Annotated in this window: 12 protein-coding genes; 8 read left to right on the top strand and 4 right to left on the bottom strand. The window is 68.6% G+C overall.

Features of this window, described 5'->3' with window-relative positions; genetic code table 11:
* Positions 1-750: 750 nt before the first annotated feature.
* Positions 751-2,316: a helix-turn-helix domain-containing protein gene (locus ACFUJR_RS35795; RefSeq protein ID WP_383177729.1), complete on the bottom strand. Its 1,566-nt coding sequence runs from the start codon at positions 2,314-2,316 to the stop codon at positions 751-753.
* A 185-nt stretch (positions 2,317-2,501) separates the two neighbouring features.
* Positions 2,502-3,257: a GntR family transcriptional regulator gene (locus ACFUJR_RS35790; RefSeq protein WP_383177731.1), complete on the bottom strand. Its 756-nt coding sequence runs from the start codon at positions 3,255-3,257 to the stop codon at positions 2,502-2,504.
* A gap of 492 nt (positions 3,258-3,749) precedes the next feature.
* Here ACFUJR_RS35790 and ACFUJR_RS35785 point away from each other — a divergent pair, with 492 nt between their 5' ends.
* From ACFUJR_RS35785 to ACFUJR_RS35750, 8 genes are all read left to right on the top strand, one after another.
* A complete protein-coding gene (locus ACFUJR_RS35785; protein WP_383177734.1) occupies positions 3,750-4,157 on the top strand; it encodes a hypothetical protein in 408 nt (135 codons plus the stop codon).
* 312 nt (positions 4,158-4,469) lie between these two features.
* The gene (locus tag ACFUJR_RS35780; protein ID WP_383177737.1) at positions 4,470-5,630 is read left to right on the top strand and encodes a coiled-coil domain-containing protein; all 1,161 of its coding nucleotides are present in this window, start codon (positions 4,470-4,472) and stop codon (positions 5,628-5,630) included.
* A gap of 232 nt (positions 5,631-5,862) precedes the next feature.
* The gene (locus tag ACFUJR_RS35775) at positions 5,863-7,491 is read left to right on the top strand and encodes a hypothetical protein (RefSeq protein WP_383177740.1); all 1,629 of its coding nucleotides are present in this window, start codon (positions 5,863-5,865) and stop codon (positions 7,489-7,491) included.
* Between the two features lie 235 nt (positions 7,492-7,726).
* A complete protein-coding gene (locus ACFUJR_RS35770) occupies positions 7,727-8,617 on the top strand; it encodes an NlpC/P60 family protein (protein WP_383177743.1) in 891 nt (296 codons plus the stop codon).
* Between the two features lie 2 nt (positions 8,618-8,619).
* On the top strand, positions 8,620-8,895 hold the full coding sequence (locus tag ACFUJR_RS35765) for a hypothetical protein (protein ID WP_383177746.1): 276 nt from the start codon (positions 8,620-8,622) through the stop codon (positions 8,893-8,895).
* Between the two features lie 5 nt (positions 8,896-8,900).
* Positions 8,901-10,187, top strand: coding sequence for a hypothetical protein (locus ACFUJR_RS35760; RefSeq protein ID WP_383177749.1), 1,287 nt, complete (start codon positions 8,901-8,903; stop codon positions 10,185-10,187).
* Positions 10,188-10,266: 79 nt separating this feature from the next.
* Positions 10,267-11,340 (top strand): hypothetical protein, encoded by a 1,074-nt coding sequence (locus ACFUJR_RS35755; RefSeq protein ID WP_383177752.1) that lies wholly within the window; start codon positions 10,267-10,269, stop codon positions 11,338-11,340.
* On the top strand, positions 11,337-13,532 hold the full coding sequence (locus ACFUJR_RS35750; protein WP_383177755.1) for a hypothetical protein: 2,196 nt from the start codon (positions 11,337-11,339) through the stop codon (positions 13,530-13,532). The genes ACFUJR_RS35755 and ACFUJR_RS35750 overlap by 4 nt, the downstream gene beginning before the upstream one ends.
* Positions 13,533-14,442: 910 nt before the next feature.
* On the opposite strand, the gene ACFUJR_RS35745 is transcribed toward ACFUJR_RS35750, so the two are convergent.
* Both ACFUJR_RS35745 and ACFUJR_RS35740 read right to left on the bottom strand, forming a co-directional pair.
* Positions 14,443-15,069: a hypothetical protein gene (locus ACFUJR_RS35745; RefSeq protein ID WP_383181515.1), complete on the bottom strand. Its 627-nt coding sequence runs from the start codon at positions 15,067-15,069 to the stop codon at positions 14,443-14,445.
* Between the two features lie 188 nt (positions 15,070-15,257).
* Positions 15,258-16,007, bottom strand: coding sequence for a ParA family protein (locus ACFUJR_RS35740; protein WP_383181512.1), 750 nt, complete (start codon positions 16,005-16,007; stop codon positions 15,258-15,260).
* Positions 16,008-17,627: the final 1,620 nt, after the last annotated feature.

Below are 17,627 nucleotides of genomic sequence, written 5' to 3'. Positions count from 1 at the left end.
GGTACCAATGCGCTGCGCGCATTGCAAGCGAAGGAATTCGCTGCGCGAATTCCAAGCCGCTGCGCGGCTTTTGTAGGAAAGCGCTGCGCGCTTTCCGAATTCCCGCAAGCGGGAATTCGTGATTTCCGCTGCGCTCCAATCGGAGGAAGTGAATCAATTCCCGCTGCGCGGAAATTGACAGGGCGTCCGCTGCGCTCCCGCCCACCGGCTCCGCCGGGCAGCAAGGGTGAGGGTGCATCACGTCGTCACCTGTGTACAGCCGGGGATTCTGACCCACCACCCCCAACCGTCCGGCCTGAACCCGAGACTGCCCGAACACCGGGCAGTCTCCCCGGAAACCTCCAACATCCCCGACCGGAACGGCGACGCGAGAATGCATCACACCCCCACTTGTGTACCGTCTGGGAATCCAGCCCACCACCCCCAATCCGGCGGCCAGGATCAGGAGGTGAGGGTGCTTCAAAAAACGAGCCCAAAACCAACTCTGGAATCAGGCCTGACCACCCCTGCATCAGACTGAAGCGCTATGTACCGTTGGCGGAACGGGGCCACACCCCCTCACACACGCGGACACCCCCGCCGCGCGGACCGGGAGGGGGCGCGGTGGGTGGCCGGCCACCGGCCTGACCACACACGAGGGCATGACCCGACCTCGGGCGCTGTACGGCGATCTGAGGGCCGATCACCACCCCTCCCACCCAAGGAGACTTGGGTGGGAGGGGAAGGCCGGGAGATCGCCACACAGGCCGCTTAGAAGGGTGCGGGGGTGGGCTCGGCTGCCTGAGCGGCGGTAACAGCTGCATCCCGGGCGGCAGCCCACTCGGCCTCAGCAGCCAACCTGGCTTCCTCGGCCTCGAACTTGCACCGGCGGCACAGGCCCTCCGTCACGACCGCCCGCCTGCACGGCTTGCCACCGTGGCCGGGACACACGCCCACGCCCGGGTCCTCCGGTTCGGCGCAGGTGATGCAGCGCATGGTGTGAGCGATGACGCCGCGACCGCAGCCGGCGGCGCAGGTGGGCTGCTCGCCGCCGAGGCAGACGGAGCAGAGGTCCATGCCGGGCAGGGCGAGGCGGGGGCACATGCCTTCGTCTCCGGCGCAGGGCCTGTGCCGCCCGACACCCGAGACTTCCGCCTCCAGCTGCGCGCGCTGGTCCGCCCAGGAGGCCGGAACCGGCGTCTCGTCCTGGTCCTCCGGCTCCTGGCGCACTGGGTCGTACTCGCCGGTCTGCTGCGCGGGGATCGGCCGGACACCGGCGGCAGGGCCGACCGCGAGCAGGTCCCGCAGCCGCCGGGCGACGATCGCGCCGACCGTGGTCCGCAGCGGCTGGGGCAGCGGCCGGGCGAGCAGAGCGTGCCGGATCTCCTGCGCGGTGAACCCGCTCGCCAGCATCCCCGTCACGATCAGGCCCTGGTCCCGCAGCGTCTCGGCGTGGGTGATCGACCACTGCGGCGCCTCCGCCGCAATCGCCCGCAACACCTCCACCCCGGGCGTCAGGTCCACCGGCCGCACGACCGAGACCGGACCGGGAGCCGCACCGCCCCCCTCGTTGCTGCCGTCGTTCCCCGGCGCGGCGCCAGCCGCCGCCGACTCCCCACTCGCGGCCACCGGCCCGTGCTCCTGGTCCTCGATGACGCCGCCGCCCCCGTCCGTCCCTCTGTCCCCATCCGAACCGATTGCGTCAGGGACCTGTACGTCACAGACGGACGGAGGGACGGAATCGGTTCGGGTTGTGGACTGGGTTACAGAACAGGGTTGGGTGACTTGTAGTCCCCCCGTGGCGGACTGAGAGTCACCCCGTGGCGGACTGAGAGTCACCCCGTACCCGTCCTCGTCACGAGGGGACTTTGAGTCCCCTCGTGACGATTCCTGCTGGTCAGCGGCCTGCTTCTTCGCCCGCGGCTTTCCCTTGTCGCTCCGTTGCTTCTTCGCCGGTGCCGGAGCGATGTCAGGTCGTGTGGACCTCGTGAGGGGAGGGCGTCCGCGCTCCTGCCGCTCCTTGTTGATCCGGTCGATATTGGGGAACCACGAGTACGGGATCAACAGGTCGTAGACGACCGGCCGCCGGTCCGCCCGGATGTACTCGGCCGCCCGCTGGTCCCCCTCCGCGATCAGCCCGCGCGCCTCCAAAGCCTGGAAGCAGCGCAACACCGTCTTGGGGTCGACTTTCGTCCGGGCCGCGATCGTCGGCCGCGACGGGAAGGCGTTGCAGCCGTCCGGATCGGCCTTCTCTGCCAGCATCGTCAGCACGGCGAACTCGTTCACGCTGGCGATCGGCGCATCGCTCGTCGCCCACAGGACGGCCTCGAAGCTCATCGAGCCACCTCCGGCACGTCGATGCCGAGGCCGTGTGGCGTGTCGCGCTGTACATCTCGTACGCTCAAGACGAGCGCACCTCCACTCAATCTCGTGTGCTTCGGCCGGCACTCCGAGCTCCACACTCGGACCGGCCCTTCTCAGGCCCCGCCTTGTGCGGGGCCTGAAACGTGTAGCGGGGCTGGTCAGCCCACGATTTCCATGGTCACCCGGTGGTGCAGAGGGGCAGTGGTGACCGTGACGTAGAGGGTCTCTCCAGCCTCCGTCTTCGCGAGGCTGACTACCCGGAAACCCGGGCTTCCCTCGGCCATGCCGAGAGCCTCGGCCACGACCAGGTCCATCGGCTCGGCGGTGATCTGGCACTGGGTACGGGCAACGTTCCAGCCGAGCCAGTCCGCCGCGCGCACGCCGGGCGGCGGCTTCATCGGCGGGGCTCCAACGGGCGCCAGCATGGGCGGGACACCCTCGTAGCCATCGGGCCGCCGACTGGCGATGTCGTACGGCAGGGCCGTCAGCTTGTGCTGCACGGGCACGCCATCGACCCGGCGCACGCGGTGGCGCTCCACAACGTCGGACCCCTCGGCAAAACCCCAATCGGTCCATGCGAGGGGCGCGGTGCTCTGGCGAACGAGGTAGGTCTCCTCGGTCGCTTCCCCGCCCGAGCCGTTCGGTGCCCATGCCTCGCCCTGGCTGAGGTCCGGCGGGGCGTAGGTCCCGAGGTACGCGTCCGCACTCGGGCCGGCCGCGACGGTCGTGCCGCTGCCAGCCGCCGTCCGGGTGAGCCCCAGCGCGGTCAGGACCGCGTACGCGGCTGCGGCGGTTTGCTGGCTCACGCCGTACCGGGCGGCCAGGTCCCGGACGCTTGGTAGCCGCGCGCCGTAGGCGTATTCACCTGCTGCGATGCCCTTCTTGAGGTCGGACACGATCTCGTTCGTATTCATGGCGATTCCCTCCAGTCCCCCGGTGGCGTACTCCCAGGCTAGCGATGTCAAGAGGTACCGCCATGCAGGCAGATGCGTCAAGTAGCTTCCAAACCATCTTGACAATTCGCGTGCGGGTTCCTACCTTCGGTGTTGCAAGGGATTGCCCGGACGGCAGCGCGTGATGGCGGCCCGGAAGGAAGCGTTCGTTCTTTCAGAACTCCATAGTGAAATCAAGCGATTTCAGGCATCTGCGACAAGCCGCAGGCCCTGCCTGGCGACCAGCACGCACCTTCTCCCATGCCGTCCTCACGGGCGGACAAGTGACCCGTACGCCAGGTGAGACAAGGGCAGAGATCGCGGACCCCGTAGGCAGTTCGACCGGTTCGAATCCGGTCCGGGGTGCTGCGGCATTCGTGCCGCTCGGAGCTGGGCGCCGCCCGCTCCGGAACGTGTGACGGCCCCGGGAGGTGAGAGTCCCGGGGCCGTCTGAGTCCTAAGCAGGAGGACCCAATGAACAGCATGGCATGCACGCGTCCCACCCTCGTGAGCGAGGCCCGGTCGGATGTGTCAGAGCGGCGCCTGGTGGTGCTGCTCGACCGCATGGCCGCCGAGGGCGACGCCCGCGCCGTGTGGAACGGGCGTCGCGCTCGGCGCACGCTTCAGGAGATGATGCCCGGCTACGCCCGGCAGCCGATCCTCACCCTGCACCGGCCGGTGATGGCGGATGACGCGTGTCCGCTGTGCGGCCGGTGGGGGTGCACGGGAACGAACTGCCCGTCGGCCGCAGCCAGCTCGGCGCCCGCCGTCGCGACGATGGCGCCGCCCGCCGCCACGTCCGGTCAGTGCCAGAAGTGTGGCGGCCGGTTCGAGGGTTGGAACGGCGGAGTCTGCGACGCCTGCCGCGCGCTCGGGCGCTGACCCGTGTCCGACCTGTACGAGCGCTACATGCGCGCCGCCGCCGCTCTGCGGTCGCACAACTCCGGGTGCCGGTCTTGTACCGCGAAGGGGCGGTGCCCGCAGGGGGCGCGGCTGTTCGAGAGCCTCGAACGGCTCCAGGACGTCTACCTGAATCACAACCGCCCGTGACGGCCGCTGCCGCGCTTCCGCGCTGTGCCCGGCCCGCGAGCAGGGAGTAGGCCCAGACCGAGGCCCGCGCCTGGTCCCAGGCCCACGCCGAGACGTGCCGCGCGCTCCCGAACTGATCGCCCAGGCCCAGACAAGGAGAGATTCGTGAACCGATTCAGCAAGACCCGTCCGAGCGACGGTGCCGACGACGCACCGGCCGTTCGGCGTTGGAGCTGGCGAGGTGTCGTCCTCGCCGTCCTGGGCGCGGTGACGCTCGGCGTCGCCGTGCTGTCCGTCGTCGTCAGCTACAGCATCCTCGAACCGAGGTTCGGGGGGTGGGCGTACGCGATCGTCGGCGCCCTCGACGCCCTGTGGGTGGTCTTCCAGGGCGCGGAGATCCTCGCGGGCAACAACCGCCGGCGAGCGGCCCGCGCCCAGCGTGCGGGGATCGTCCTGACGGCCGTCCTCACGGCCATGCCGACCACCGACCTGATCATCAACGGTGACGGCCGCTTCGAGCTGGCCATGGTCCTCACCCCGCTCGCCATCGTCGCAACGAAGGTCGCGTGGTGGCTCACCCTGCCCTCGCTCGGACGCCGGGTCTCGGAGACCACGCGGCGCAAGCTCGCGGACAAGCGGCAGCGCGTTGCGGATCAGCTGGAGGAGATGGAGGCGGAGGCCGCGCACCGTATCGAGCTGCTCGCCGTCGCCACCGACCTGGAGAAGCAGGTCGCCAACGCCGAGACCGCCTACCGCAAGGCGGTCCTGAAGAGCCGTCAGCGCACCGCTGAGAAGCTGCACGACCAGGCGGAAGCCACCGGGGCCACCCTCACGGAGAAGCCGCTGCCCGCGTTCGTCTCGGCGATCCGGCTCCCGGAGCTGGGCGCGTGGGACCCCGCCGCGCTGCCCGGCACGGAGCTGCCCCAGGGCGGCACGCAGGTCACCGCCCTGCCGCCGTCACCCGGCACGCAGGACGGCACGGAGGGCGTGCCGGGCGACGGTGCGGCGGCACGGACCGCCGCTCTGGCGGACCTCGCGTACGTCGCGGGTGTGCCGGTGCCCGTGCCGGGCGAGCAGGTGACGGACTCGCAGATGGACGTCGTCCTGCGGCACCTGCGCTACAGCGACGATCCGCCGCTGTCCTACCGGCAGGCCCGCGACCAGTACCGCGAGGCGGGGTTCGTCGGCAGCGAGGAGCGGATCCGCCGCGTCTGGGGCGATCTCCTCGCGAAGGAGGAGGACGGCCCCGCGCGCAGCAGCTCCTCCTCCGCGCCGTCCGAGGGGACGGAGGACGAGGAGGAGCCCGAGCACGGGCGCGCGAGCTGACAGATTCCGGCACCACCGATGCAGCCCAGCCGAGGGTTCGGCTGGGCTGTGTCGCGACTGCCGGACCTTGAGCGGTCGACCCCGGGTGTCAGACCCGGCGAGCACCCTGGCGAGCGGCACCTGACGCAGACCCAGGCGCAGACCCGGCGAGCACCAAAAACCCCAGCAGGCACGCGCGTTACGCGCGTTACCCTGCGTGGCCACGTCACTACGAAGGAGAAGGACACCCAGCGTGAGCAGGAAAAAGGCGAAAGCCCAGGAACAGGAGGACAGCTACGGCCAGCTCGCCGGGGCGATCGGCGGACTCGCCATCGCCGCAGGCGGCATGGCGGCCATCAAGGACAAGCTGGGCCTGTCCTGGCCCGCGACGGTGCTGCTGACCGCCGGGGCCCTGGTCGCCCTTGGCTACGCGGCCTGGTGGGTCAAGACCCGCGTCCAGCGGGCGTGGGCCCGCGAACCCGCGGAGAAGACGGCTACGGCCTGCGCGCACGACGTACCGGCCGGTGGTGAGGAGGCCGAGGGGCCCGCGAGGGACGAGACGCTGACCCAGGCGCTCGTCGCGAGCGGCGTGATCGGCAAGGACCAGATCGTCCGCGCGGACGAATCCGTCGTGACGCCCCTGCCTCACGGGCTGGGCGACCGGTACGAGTTCAAGGTTCCCGTCGGCCGCACCTACAGCCACGTGGCCGCGAAAGCCGGAGAGGTCGCCGGCGCTCTGGGGGCGACCCGGCTGCGGACTCAGGTCGAGCGCGGTGAGCTGAGCGAACGCGACGTCGACATGACCGTGCTCGCGCAGCCACCCTTCACCCAGCCGTTCGCCCCGCCGACCAGGGAAAGAATCCTCGCGCACGAAGGAATCCCGTTCGCGCACAGCATGACCGGTGAACTCGTCGGAATCGACGACTTCACCAAAGGCGCGCTCTTCGTCGCCGGAATGACGCAGACCGGGAAATCGACACTGACGATCGCCCTGATCACCTGCGCCTACATCGCCTACGGGCCCGATCTCGACGTCTACCTGATCGAGGGGAAGCCCGGGGCTCTCGTCCGCTTCGAAAAGCTGGCGGTCCGCTACGAAGCCTCCAGTAAGACGGAGGTGTTCGACTCGATGGTCTGCGGACTCCTCAAGATGCAGCAGGACCGGTACGAGCTGGATAACGCGGCCATGCGGGAGCGTAAGCCCAAGCCGCGTCACCGGCAGGTGCTGTTCATCGCGGACGAGGTCGCCGACTACTACGTGAGCGACGGCAGCAACGAGGCGAGGAAACAACGAGCACGGCTCGTGAAGAACTCGTCAGAGCTGGTCCGTAAGGGTCTCGAATGCGGAATCACCGTCGTCATGATGACGCAGCGTCCCTCCGACCGTGCTGTTCCGGTAGAGGTGCGTGACCAGTTCAAGCGGCGCATCTGCCTCTACGTCTCAGGAAAGGGAAGCGCAGAAGTCGCGCTTGGATCGGACTACTTCAAGACGGAATCCCCGATCCACCCCGCACTGATGGACGCGAGCATTCAAGGCCAGGGCGTGTACTTCGATGGCGTCTCCTCGAAACTGATCCGAGGAATCCGCTTCGATGACGAATTCATCTGGCAAGTCGTCGACGACGTCGCGGCCCGTCGGGAAAAGCGTGTCGAGACGGCACCGGACACACCGGTAAAGCGGGCAATCGCGCTCATGCAAGACCGGGGCGTCGATTTCATCAGAAGCGCCGAACTGGGACCGGCACTCGGAATCGAAGAAACCAGGCCCGGTGAACTGGGAAAGCAGCTCAAAGAGCTTCTGAAGGTCAGCCCGGAAGCCACCAATCAGGGGCGCGGCTACAAGCTCGACACCCTCAAGCAAGCCGCCCTCACCGGACCCTGACCCGTCATGGCAGCCCGTTCCACGCCCGTCGTGGACCCGTCATGGACCCACTCGCACGACGGACCCACGACGGACCCACGACGGACCTCCAACAGACCACCATGACGGACCTGACCAGCCAAAACGCCAAGAACAGGGGGATCCACACTTGCGAGGCACCACGCCCGTCACGATCGGCATAACGGCGACCGCGGCCGTCATCGTCGCCGCGCTCGTCCAGGCCGGCACCGACCCGGTGGGAACCGCGCTCGGCGTCAGCGTTCCCGCCCAGTACCGGGACCTGATCGAAGAAGCCGGAAACACCTGCCCCGAGATCAGCCCCAATCTCCTGGCCGCGCTCATCCAGCAGGAATCCGGATTCAACCCGAAAGCAACATCACCGGCCAACGCCCAGGGAATCGCTCAGTTCATCCCGTCCACATGGGCGGCCGAGGGAATCGACGCCAACGGCGACGGGAAACGCGACGTCTGGGACCCGGAGGACGCCATCCCGTCCTCCGCGAAATACCTCTGCACCCTCGCCGAGGAAGTCAAAAACGTTCCGGGCGACCGGCAGAGCAACATCCTCGCCGCCTACAACGCCGGACCCGAAGCGGTCAGGAAAGCGGGCGGCGTCCCCAAAATCAGCGAGACACAGAACTACGTCCGCATCATCAACGCCAACGCCCAAACACCCGCCCCTGCCGGATCCTCCGAAACCGCCGCCATCGCCATCGGTGCGGCATCCCGGATGATCGGCCTGCCGTATTCGTGGGGTGGGGGAAACGCGACCGGCCCCACCACGGGATCGTGCTGCTCTCCCAATGGGCGGTCCGGAGAATCCATCCGTGGATTCGACTGCTCCGGACTCGTCGTATACGCCTACGCGAAAGCGGGGATCACGCTTCCCCGCACAGCCGCCCAGCAATACGCGGCATCCCAGCACATCAATCCCGCCGATCTCCAGCCCGGCGATCTCGTGTTCTACGGCAACAGCGCCGCGAGCATCCACCACGTCGGCATCTACATCGGACGCGGCCAGATGCTCAACGCGCCACGGCCCGGAACCGACGTCCGTATCGACCCGATCAAAGCACTCCCCGACCTGTACGCCATCGCACGCCCCACCCCGAAGAAGGAGATCTGAGAATGCTGAAGAACCTTTTCCTCGCCGCGCCCGTCGACCTGTCCGGCGGATTCACCGACTTCTTCAAGACCATCGGAATGACCGGTGGCGGACTGGTCACCAAGGGAATCGCGGCAGTGGTCGCCGTCATCGCCGTCAAGATGCTGCTCCAGCTCTCCAACGACCCGAAGACCGCGCTGCGCAAGGGATCCATGGCGATCGGGACGCTGTTCGTCGCCGTGGTCCTGGCCCTCTACGGCGACACCCTGTTCTCCACCGTCACCAACGCCAAGAGCTGACCGCCATGCCCGAAAAGGACCCCTGCGAACTACTCAAGAACACCCCGACCTACGACCTGTGCGTCAACCCCGACTCCGCACCCGGCTCCCCACAGGACGTCCCCTCCGACGCCCTCACCTCAGGCGGCGCTGACCAAGTCAAGAACCTCGCCGAATCCCTCATCAAGGCCATCAAAGGGTTGCTCGTGCCCAAGGAGTCGTGGGCGCCGGCGAAGGCGGACGACGCGTTATACGCGCCGTTCCTGTGGCTGGGTCAGCACATGGCGGTCGCGATCTTCGTGTGCGTCGTGGTCGTGGCGGGCCTGACGGCCTGGCAGGGCTCGCCCCGGCTCCGGCAGATGGGAGCCTCCACGGGCTGGACGCTGGCCGCCGTGGTGGGAATGGCCTCCGTCCCCGGAATCGTCATGCTCCTCCACAAAGCGGTGAGCGCCGCATTCACCGCCGCGTTCGACAGCAACGAGACCACCCTGTTCCAAGTCATCGAAGCTGACTTGGAGAAGGAGGCGGGGGATCCGCTGGGCGTGCTGATCATCGTCAGCGCGCTCGTCGTCGCCCTCGCCTTCGCCGCGCTCGTGTTCATGACCAGGCAGCCCGCGATCCTCGTGTTCGTGTGCATGGCCCCCCTCGTGCTCGCGTCGCTTGCACGAGGGGGCGACATGGACGCGGTCAAAAGGTGGGCTCAGCGCCTGCTCGGCCTGCTCTTCGCCCCGTTCGCGCTGCTCCTGATCACCCCGTTCGTGTCCCTGGCGAAAGGCGCGCTCGTGATGGACGCGGTGCTCCTGGTCGCAGCTGACGCGCTCATGCTCCGGATGATCTTCCACGGCGTGCCGTACTTCGGCCCGCGCATCGCGGGCGCCGTCCGCGCCGTGGTCGAGAACCACACCACCAACCCGATGGCCCGCGCGGTCGTGCGGGCCGGGGCGCCGGACGTGTACGAGCAGGAGGACGTTCCGCGCCCCCGCCGCACCGTGGACACCCCGGGCCGGGCGATCGGCCAGGACCGGGGCGTGCTGTTCGCCGCGTACGGAGCCCGGAACAAGCCGCGCCCGGGGCGGCTCACGGTGGAGTCGGCTGCCGCGCAGGTACGGGAGAACGCGGCCCGCACGGCGGCGCTCACCCAGGCCCGGCGCGAGGCGAGGCCACCCAGGCCCGCCGCCGGGCCGGTGACGGGAGCGCAGAACGGCGCACAGCCTGCGGCGGGACCGAGCGGCGCGCAGCCGTCGGCCCCCGCGCCCCGTGCTCCCCGGCCTGCCCCGGCTCAGGGGCCGCAGCCTCCGCGGCAGCGGCCGTAGCCGAGTCCCCGCTCCGCACTTCCAGTGGCCGTCCGCTCGCGCGGACGGCCACCCCCTTTCCCTCATTGGAGGTTCGATCGTGTACTCCCTGACCCCGGGCTACCGGATCCCCGCCGTCCAGCGGGGGCTCAGCCCCGCCGAGACCGTTCTGACGAAGCTCACCGCCGGGGCCGGGAGCGCCGTCCTCGCCTCCGCACTGCTCGCCCCTCCGCCGATCTGGACGTTCGGCGCGGTCGGCGCGGCCGTCGCCCTGATCAACCTGGCGCCCGGACCCCGCTCGCTCGGCCGGTGGGCGGCAGTCGGCTACCGGCACTTGCGCGAACGCACCGCCCCCGCGTCCATGGCCGACCGCCCCGGGACCACAGCGACATGGGCCCTGTACCCGGGGCACGGCACGATGCAGAGCGCGGCCGCTCGCGCCGAGTTCCACGCCGCGTTCTCCCGCGCGCTCACCTTTGCTGGCGGGCAGGCCCGTACCGCCGGGGTGCAGGTCCACGTCACCCACCACGCCACCGTGAGGGCCCACACCACCCACACCCAGACCATTTCCGTCCACATCCCCAAGGGCTTGGCGGGAGACCCGGAGCGGATCCTCAGCACCCTGGCGGGGGAGTTCGGCAGGCTCGGCGCGCTCACGCCGCTCACGGCGGACCCCGCTCCGGAGGTGACCGGCCGTGGACCCGGCTGGGCCGCGCTCGATGACGGCCGGTACGCGGCGACGGCGCGGATCACCGGGTGGCCGGACGCGACCGGCGACGACCTCATGGCCCGCATGCTCCTCGGCCAGGAGACAAGCCGTTCCCTCGCCGTGCTGTACCGGCCACTTCCGGCGCGGCAGTCGCGGCGGTCGGCCATGTGGCAGTCCGCGGCGGCCGGCGCGTTCACCACGGACAAGGTCAAGCAGGACGCACACGAGCTGGCGAGCGGTACGACGCACGGCGCGCTCGTCCAGGGCGCCACGCTCGTCGACCTCGACGCCTACCTGACCGTCTGGGGCGACAGCCCCGAGACCGTGACTGAGGAGCGGCGGCAGGCCTCACTCATGGCCGACCGGCACCGGATCACCCTCGACTGGCTGACCGGCCAGCAACACCGCGCCCACGTGATGACCACCCCACACGGCGCCTCCACCCGGAAAGGCAGCATCCTGTGATCCGACTCCCCTCCACCCTCGCCGCGATCACCGCCCCCCTCGTCGCCTCCAACACCGCCTTCCCCGGTATCCCGATCGGCCGCTCCCTCCTCGACGGCCGCGAGTTCCGCCTCTCCCCCGTTCTGGCGGACGCCGGGCTTCTTCCCTCCACCAACAGCCTGGCGCTGGGGGGTCTGGGTTCGGGCAAGTCCACAACGGCCAAGACGCGGATGCACCGCGAGATCCGCCACAACGACCACCAGGGCGTCGTCATCGACTCCTTCGGCGAAGGCAATACGGGCGAGTGGACGCCGCTGGCTCACTCGCTCCGGGGCCGGGTCATCGAGGCCGGATCCTTCACCCTCAACCCCTGCTCGACGCTGCTGCCCCCGGCGGTGCGTGAGCAGTTGATCCGGTCGCTGATCGTCGCCGTCGAACCGGAGGCCCTCACCTCGGAGTCCACCCACGCTCTGCAGCACGCTCTCAACCATCCGAAGTCGACCGCGCTGGGCGGGCTGGTCGACGCGCTGGTGAGTCCGGAGGACGGCCGGTGGCCTGCCGCCCGCCTCGCCAAGTGGGGCGTGAAAGTGGCCATCGCACTTTCCCGCTACACCGAGGGCTCGCTGACCGGCCTGTTCGACGGCCGCGACGCAGGCCTGCCCGAGACGGACCAGCCGATCACCGTTTTCGACTTCTCCCGCCTCGACCGCAACAGCCCTGCCATCCCCTCGCTGATGGCCGCGATCTCATGCTGGGCGGAGCACGTGTGGCTGCCCCAGTCGACCGCCGTGCACCGGCACTTCGTCCTGGAGGAGGCCTGGCAGATCCTCCTCTCCCCCGCCACCAGCGAACTGATCCAACGCATGCTCAAGAACAGCCGCAAAGCGGCGATGAGCCTCGACGTCGTCATGCACACCCTCTCCGACCTCGGCGAGGGCCCCGCCCGCGACCTCGCCCGACTCTGCGAGGTCGCCCACGTCGGCCGCCTCGGCCCCGAGGAAGCCGCGGCGGTCGGCACGCTGCTCGGACTGCCGGAATGGGCGGTCGCGGAGATCCCGACGCTCGCCCCGGGACAGGCCGTGTGGAAGGTCGGCCCCCACTACGTCGACATCATCGAAACCGTCCTCGACGCCGAAGAGGCCGCGCTCACCGACACCTCGTCCCGCAGGCGTGCCGCCCAGCAAGCCCACACAGCTGAGGTGGAGGGCCCGGCGGCGCCGGTCTGGACGGACGAGGAAGACGAGGCGGAGTTCGAGCACGACCATGACCATGACCACGAGGAGGACCAGGGCGACGAGAACCAGGATCACGGCCTGGCCCTGATCGCCGAGACAGACCCGGAGGAGGACGGCTGGGACTGGGACATGCCACCCACCGTCATCGACCGCCGGCACCACGACGTCATCCAGGCCGCCCAGGAAGGCCGGTGCAACGAAGCCGCCCAACTCGCCGCCATAGGAGAACGGGAGGACATCACCACCCACGGGATCATGTCCGATCAGGCCGTCTCGTGGCTGGCCACCCGCGCCCGGGTGGCGGATCTGTGCGGAAGCCCCGACCAGGCGCAGCAACTGCGCGCTACCGTCGCCCGTATGGGCAAGGATCCCGAATGGTTCACCGCGGCCTCCGAGCAGACCAACCCGGCCTGGTACAGCGACGTCGACCCCGCTGCACCGGTCGGCGCCGGCACTCTGCCTCCAGCCCCGTCTACGGAACGGCGGCAGCGCCGTGTCTGGCCCTACGTCGCCGCCGTGGCCGCCGCGTCGGTCGCCACCGCCGTCATCTGGCAAGGCGCCGAAGCCGAACAGAAGAAGGAAGACCGCAAGGCCGTCGCGGAGGCGTATAAGGGTCGCTCTGGCGCGGAGCTCCACCTTGACGGAGTCAAGGTCGACCTTGTCGCACAGTGGACCACCGACAGGGAGCGCGTCGCCATCGAACTTCGCTCGTTCTTCGACGCGAACGCCCGGTATCTGAGGATCGATGCTGGCGGCAAGAGCGTTCACAGCGCTCTGACGGCCGACCTCAAATATCCCAGGGACCCTCGGATCGTGGTGCCGGTGACGGACCCTCTGGCCGATGTGACGGTTCGGGTGGCGGTCGGGGGGAGGGAGTGGAAGGAGGGCGCACGTGCGGCCTCCCGAGAGATCCGGCTCTCCCCCACCGGTATCGCATACGACGCAGAGACCGGAGAGCGTCTGCCCTCCGACCTCTGACCTCACGGTGAACAGGCCCCGGGGGCCACCCTCCTGATGAGGGTGGCCCCGGGGCCTGTTTGCGTTCGGGGGTGCCGTCGTCCTGCGGCGGTGCCGCGCTCGCGGAGGCGAAAGCGAGTGTCAGAAAATCTGACACTCCAGATTCGGTGTCTGCCCGCGTGCGACTGGGGAGCGTCTGCCCTCCGACCTGTGATCCGGAGACCCCAGGAAGACCATTGGTCTTTTCGTTGAAGTGACGATAAGTGTCTGTTCCTAAACCCGGGGCTGCTCAGCGCGCCTTTCGTCTGTCTCAGCGTGAGCGCCTGCCGTTCGGCGAACGGTCACGGTGACCGTTCGCCGAACGGCGCGGAGAGGGATAGTGGTCACAGGTCAGTGCCGAGGAGCACCCTGGAGATGTGGTGACCAGGAAGAACCTGCGGTGTAGTCAGTGCGGAACGCCTCTTCCCGACGGGTCCAGGAAGAGCCGGCGGTACTGCTCTGCGACGTGCAGAACGAGGGCCTGGCGCACGATGAGGGCCCGGCGTGAGGCGATCGACGCCGGCGGGGCGGCCCTCAAGGCGGTCCTCGAAGGGCGGCGCCATCCCTGGCCGCGCTTCACGTGCCCTGAGTGCGACAGCACCTGGTACGCCGCAGACACCCCGTTCGGCAAGACGAAGCGATCCGACAGTCGGTACTGCTCACCTCGCTGCCGAACGCGAGCCTGGCGCAAACGTTCGCGTTCAGGAGGCGTCACCCCGTGACGCCTCCTGGTGACGCCAACGACACGCCCAGGGTTTAAGGAACAGGCGCTCTAACAAGGCTGTTCGCGAAGCGGCCCCCGCTGCCAAGACCTCGATGGTCTCGGCAGCGGGGGCCGCTTCTGGTTTTCCGGTGAATGGTGTCACTTCGAGAGCACTCCCGGAGCCTTCGGTTACTGCTCCAGTTCCGCCAGAGCTTCCTGGCCGGCCTCGATGACGAGCCGCATCAGGTCGGGTTGCTGGCGGGCGAATACGCGTACAGCGTCTGCGTCGAAACGGTCGGGGCTGAGCGTGAGCATCGGTGCCGCGGCTTGGACCGCCTGCTGGGGCGCAGTGGGTTCGAGGTCCACCTTGTAGCCGTGCTCGACGGCCGCATGGCGCAGGCCGCGTTCGGTGAGATCGCCGGCGGCTTCTGCTGAGCGCCAGCATCTGCGGACGGCGTCGTCTCCGTGGTCACGCTGCACGGAGACCAGTGGGCGCAGGGGTCGTTCCTTGAGTTGGCGTCGGGTGATGGACGCCAGGGCCCGGATGACCGGGCCGATGCGGATCACCTTGTTCATGTAGTCGCCGCTGTGCCCGTTCAAGGCGCGGCCCCAGGCGTCGAAGGTTTCGTAGCCCGCGTGCCGGAACAGGTCCTCGTCCCGGACGATCCGGTATGGCTCGCCAACCCACAACAGGTATTGCTGGGTGATCCGCTCGGTCGCCAGCTCGGTTTCGCGGTCAGCGTGCAGGATCGCGTTCTCGCAGTACGACAGTCGCTTGGCCGGGTCGGTCTCGCCCGGTGGAACGAAGTACGTCACCTCTGCGCCCGTAGACGGGCCAGGAAGACGGCCCGTATTTTCGTCGCTTTGACGAGAACCGTTGGCCTGGGAAGACGCCGCGACGCCGGAAGACGGACGGGGTTGGACTGTTTGCTTGGCGGGGTCCACAGCGGTGCCGGTCTTCGTCCCGGCGAGCTGGTCCGCAATGCTCGTACGGGCGCCCGCCATCACGCCTCAACCTCCGACGCCGCTTGCGCCTGCGCACCGATCTGAACGACGCGTTCATCCGCACCACGCAGTCCGTGTTCGAGCGCGAAGCGGTAGAAGTCCTCCCGAGCCTGAAGCTCGACACGGTTGTTGTGGTACTGGGTGACCACCTTGGTGGCGTTGGTGTGGACGCGGTAGCGGCGGATCACCGTCTGCGCGACCGGATAGCCCCGCTGCTCACACCACGCCCGAGTGCCGTCCACGTACGCTTGCCCCTCAGCTGGCGGCCAGTTGTTGATAACCACCTGAAACGGCACGCCCCCCGGCTTGAGCACCCACTCGATCGTCTGCCACGTCGGCTCGAAGCAGTCCGGCTCAGTCAGCATCGGCACGATCACATCGTCCGCCTGATCCAGCAGCGCCCGCAAGATCCGCCCATACCGGTCATCACCCAACGGATCACGTCCCGTCGATGGGTTGATCTCCGCCCATCCCGGCGTGTCCACGAAGATGTGCGCGTACGGCAATGCCTTCAGATGCTCGATGTTCTCGACGTCACTTGAGATGTCCAGGATGTCGAACGGCAACTCCTCCAGCCGTGCCGCGCGCCACAGGGCCGTGCCCTGCGGGTCGGCGGAGGCGACCGCAACGTACGGCTTTCCGTCCGCCCGCGTGCCCCGAACATCCGCGCACACCGCGCCCATGTTCAGCGAGATCAGGCTCTTGCCCACCCCACCCTTACGGTTCAGCACCACATGGATCTTGGCCATGCTTTCTCCGTCCACTTCGCCACCTCACGGCAGCTACTTCGGGTTCTGAGCCGACAGTGTCTCAACCCCACCCCCCGTCATGGGCAGGCGCGCGGTTCTAGGGTGGCTGCGCGCCCCTGCGCGGCGTTCTCCGGGTCTCGCGCGCCGCCCGGATGCCCTCGGACGGGGTCGAGGCTGATCGGCCCTCAGATCGCCCGTTCAGGGAGCAGGATGGTGCCCCGGCTATGATGCGGGTGCCGTGCGGGCTGAAGATCGCTTCATAACTTTCTGGGCCCGTACGGTTCTTTTCTGCCCGCACCTCATGCCCGCCCCCGGCCTGACCCTGGCGCGGCGCGAGCAGCGTTCAGCCCCCGGTATCCTCGCCGGAGCCCGTACCAGAATGGAGCGTGCGGGTCAGGCCCGGTGCCCATGCACTGGGGGCAGTACCACCGGGCCGCCCCCAAACTTCGGCACCTCAGTAGCCGATTCGCGTCTTCCGCTGGCGGGTCGCTCTCCGCACGCGCCGGGTCAGCGGTTTGCGGGCTGCGCCTGCTTCTGGCCGGCACAGGCCGTCGTGTGGAACGCCCCCGGGCGGGACGTGGCAGCCACGCCGGGGGCGGTGCCGGCCCGTGGTACGGATCGGGAACGGCACCGGTCACTTTCACATACCCGCCCGTCTGTCACCAGCAGCCACTCTGCGGGCCACGGGAGGGAAACCGGCTTCATGCTGCCGGACTCTGCCTCTGCCGGTACCACTGCCCGTTTCGCGTCGGCGCTTTCTGTCGCGGGGGCCGGACGGGCTGCGCCGGGCGAGGTGCGCCGTGTTCACGCGTGTGGCTGAAACCGCAGGCGGTTGGCGGCTCTGTTGGCGCTGTTGGTTGCAGGGCCTGTTCCGGCCCCAGCCGGTACAGGCCCTGCGTGCGGCACGCGGGGGACCTATCGTGTCGACACCTCAGATGATCATGGAATCCTCCATTCCGAGTGGGTGATTGCTGCTCAATCCGCAGTCGGTGAGGGTCTTGCTGTCTGCCTGGGGGGGGCGAGTGTTTTCGACAGGTGTGAGGTTCGGGGAAGAGGCCACCGAGATGTTCGGGTTTCCCCACCACTGATGCTGGCTCGTGTTTGTCCTGGTCAGTTGACGTTTCAGAGGGTTGATCTTGGTGGTGTTTTCCCGAATCAGTCGTGGTGTGATCCCGAATCGGCCAGTGCAGTGTTCGTCGAACCTCCTTTGAAGTGGGCTCTGTAACGCATGAGGGGGTTGGGCCGAGGCGAAACGGGTCGGTGTCACCCGCCCAGGTGATCGACGCGGACCCTTGTCGAGGATGTCGGCTCTAGTGTCATGTCCGTAACGCCTGTCACGGGCGCTACGTGAACTGCCGTATGTAGGGCGGCTGTTGACTGTCGGAGGCTGGCGCTGTGATCACTGCTCTGTTGCCGGTTCGTGCTCTGCGCGGGTGCTGGCTCCGGTGACCAGTGATGCCTGGGGGTGCCTCTATGTCCTTCGTCAAGGCGCCCGTGTCGGGTTTGGGGTGGTTCAGGGTTGTTAGGGTTATGCGGCGAGCTCGATGTCCTTCGGCGTCCGGGATTCGTAGAAGGTGCCGTCGCGGAGCATGGCGAACAGAACGCTGATGCGTTGGCGGG

It is taken from the genome of Streptomyces sp. NPDC057271, from assembly GCF_042668715.1.
GTDB lineage: Bacteria > Actinomycetota > Actinomycetes > Streptomycetales > Streptomycetaceae > Streptomyces.
The sequence above is the reverse complement of the archived record's forward strand: the minus strand, read 5'-3'. Positions and strand labels throughout refer to the sequence as shown.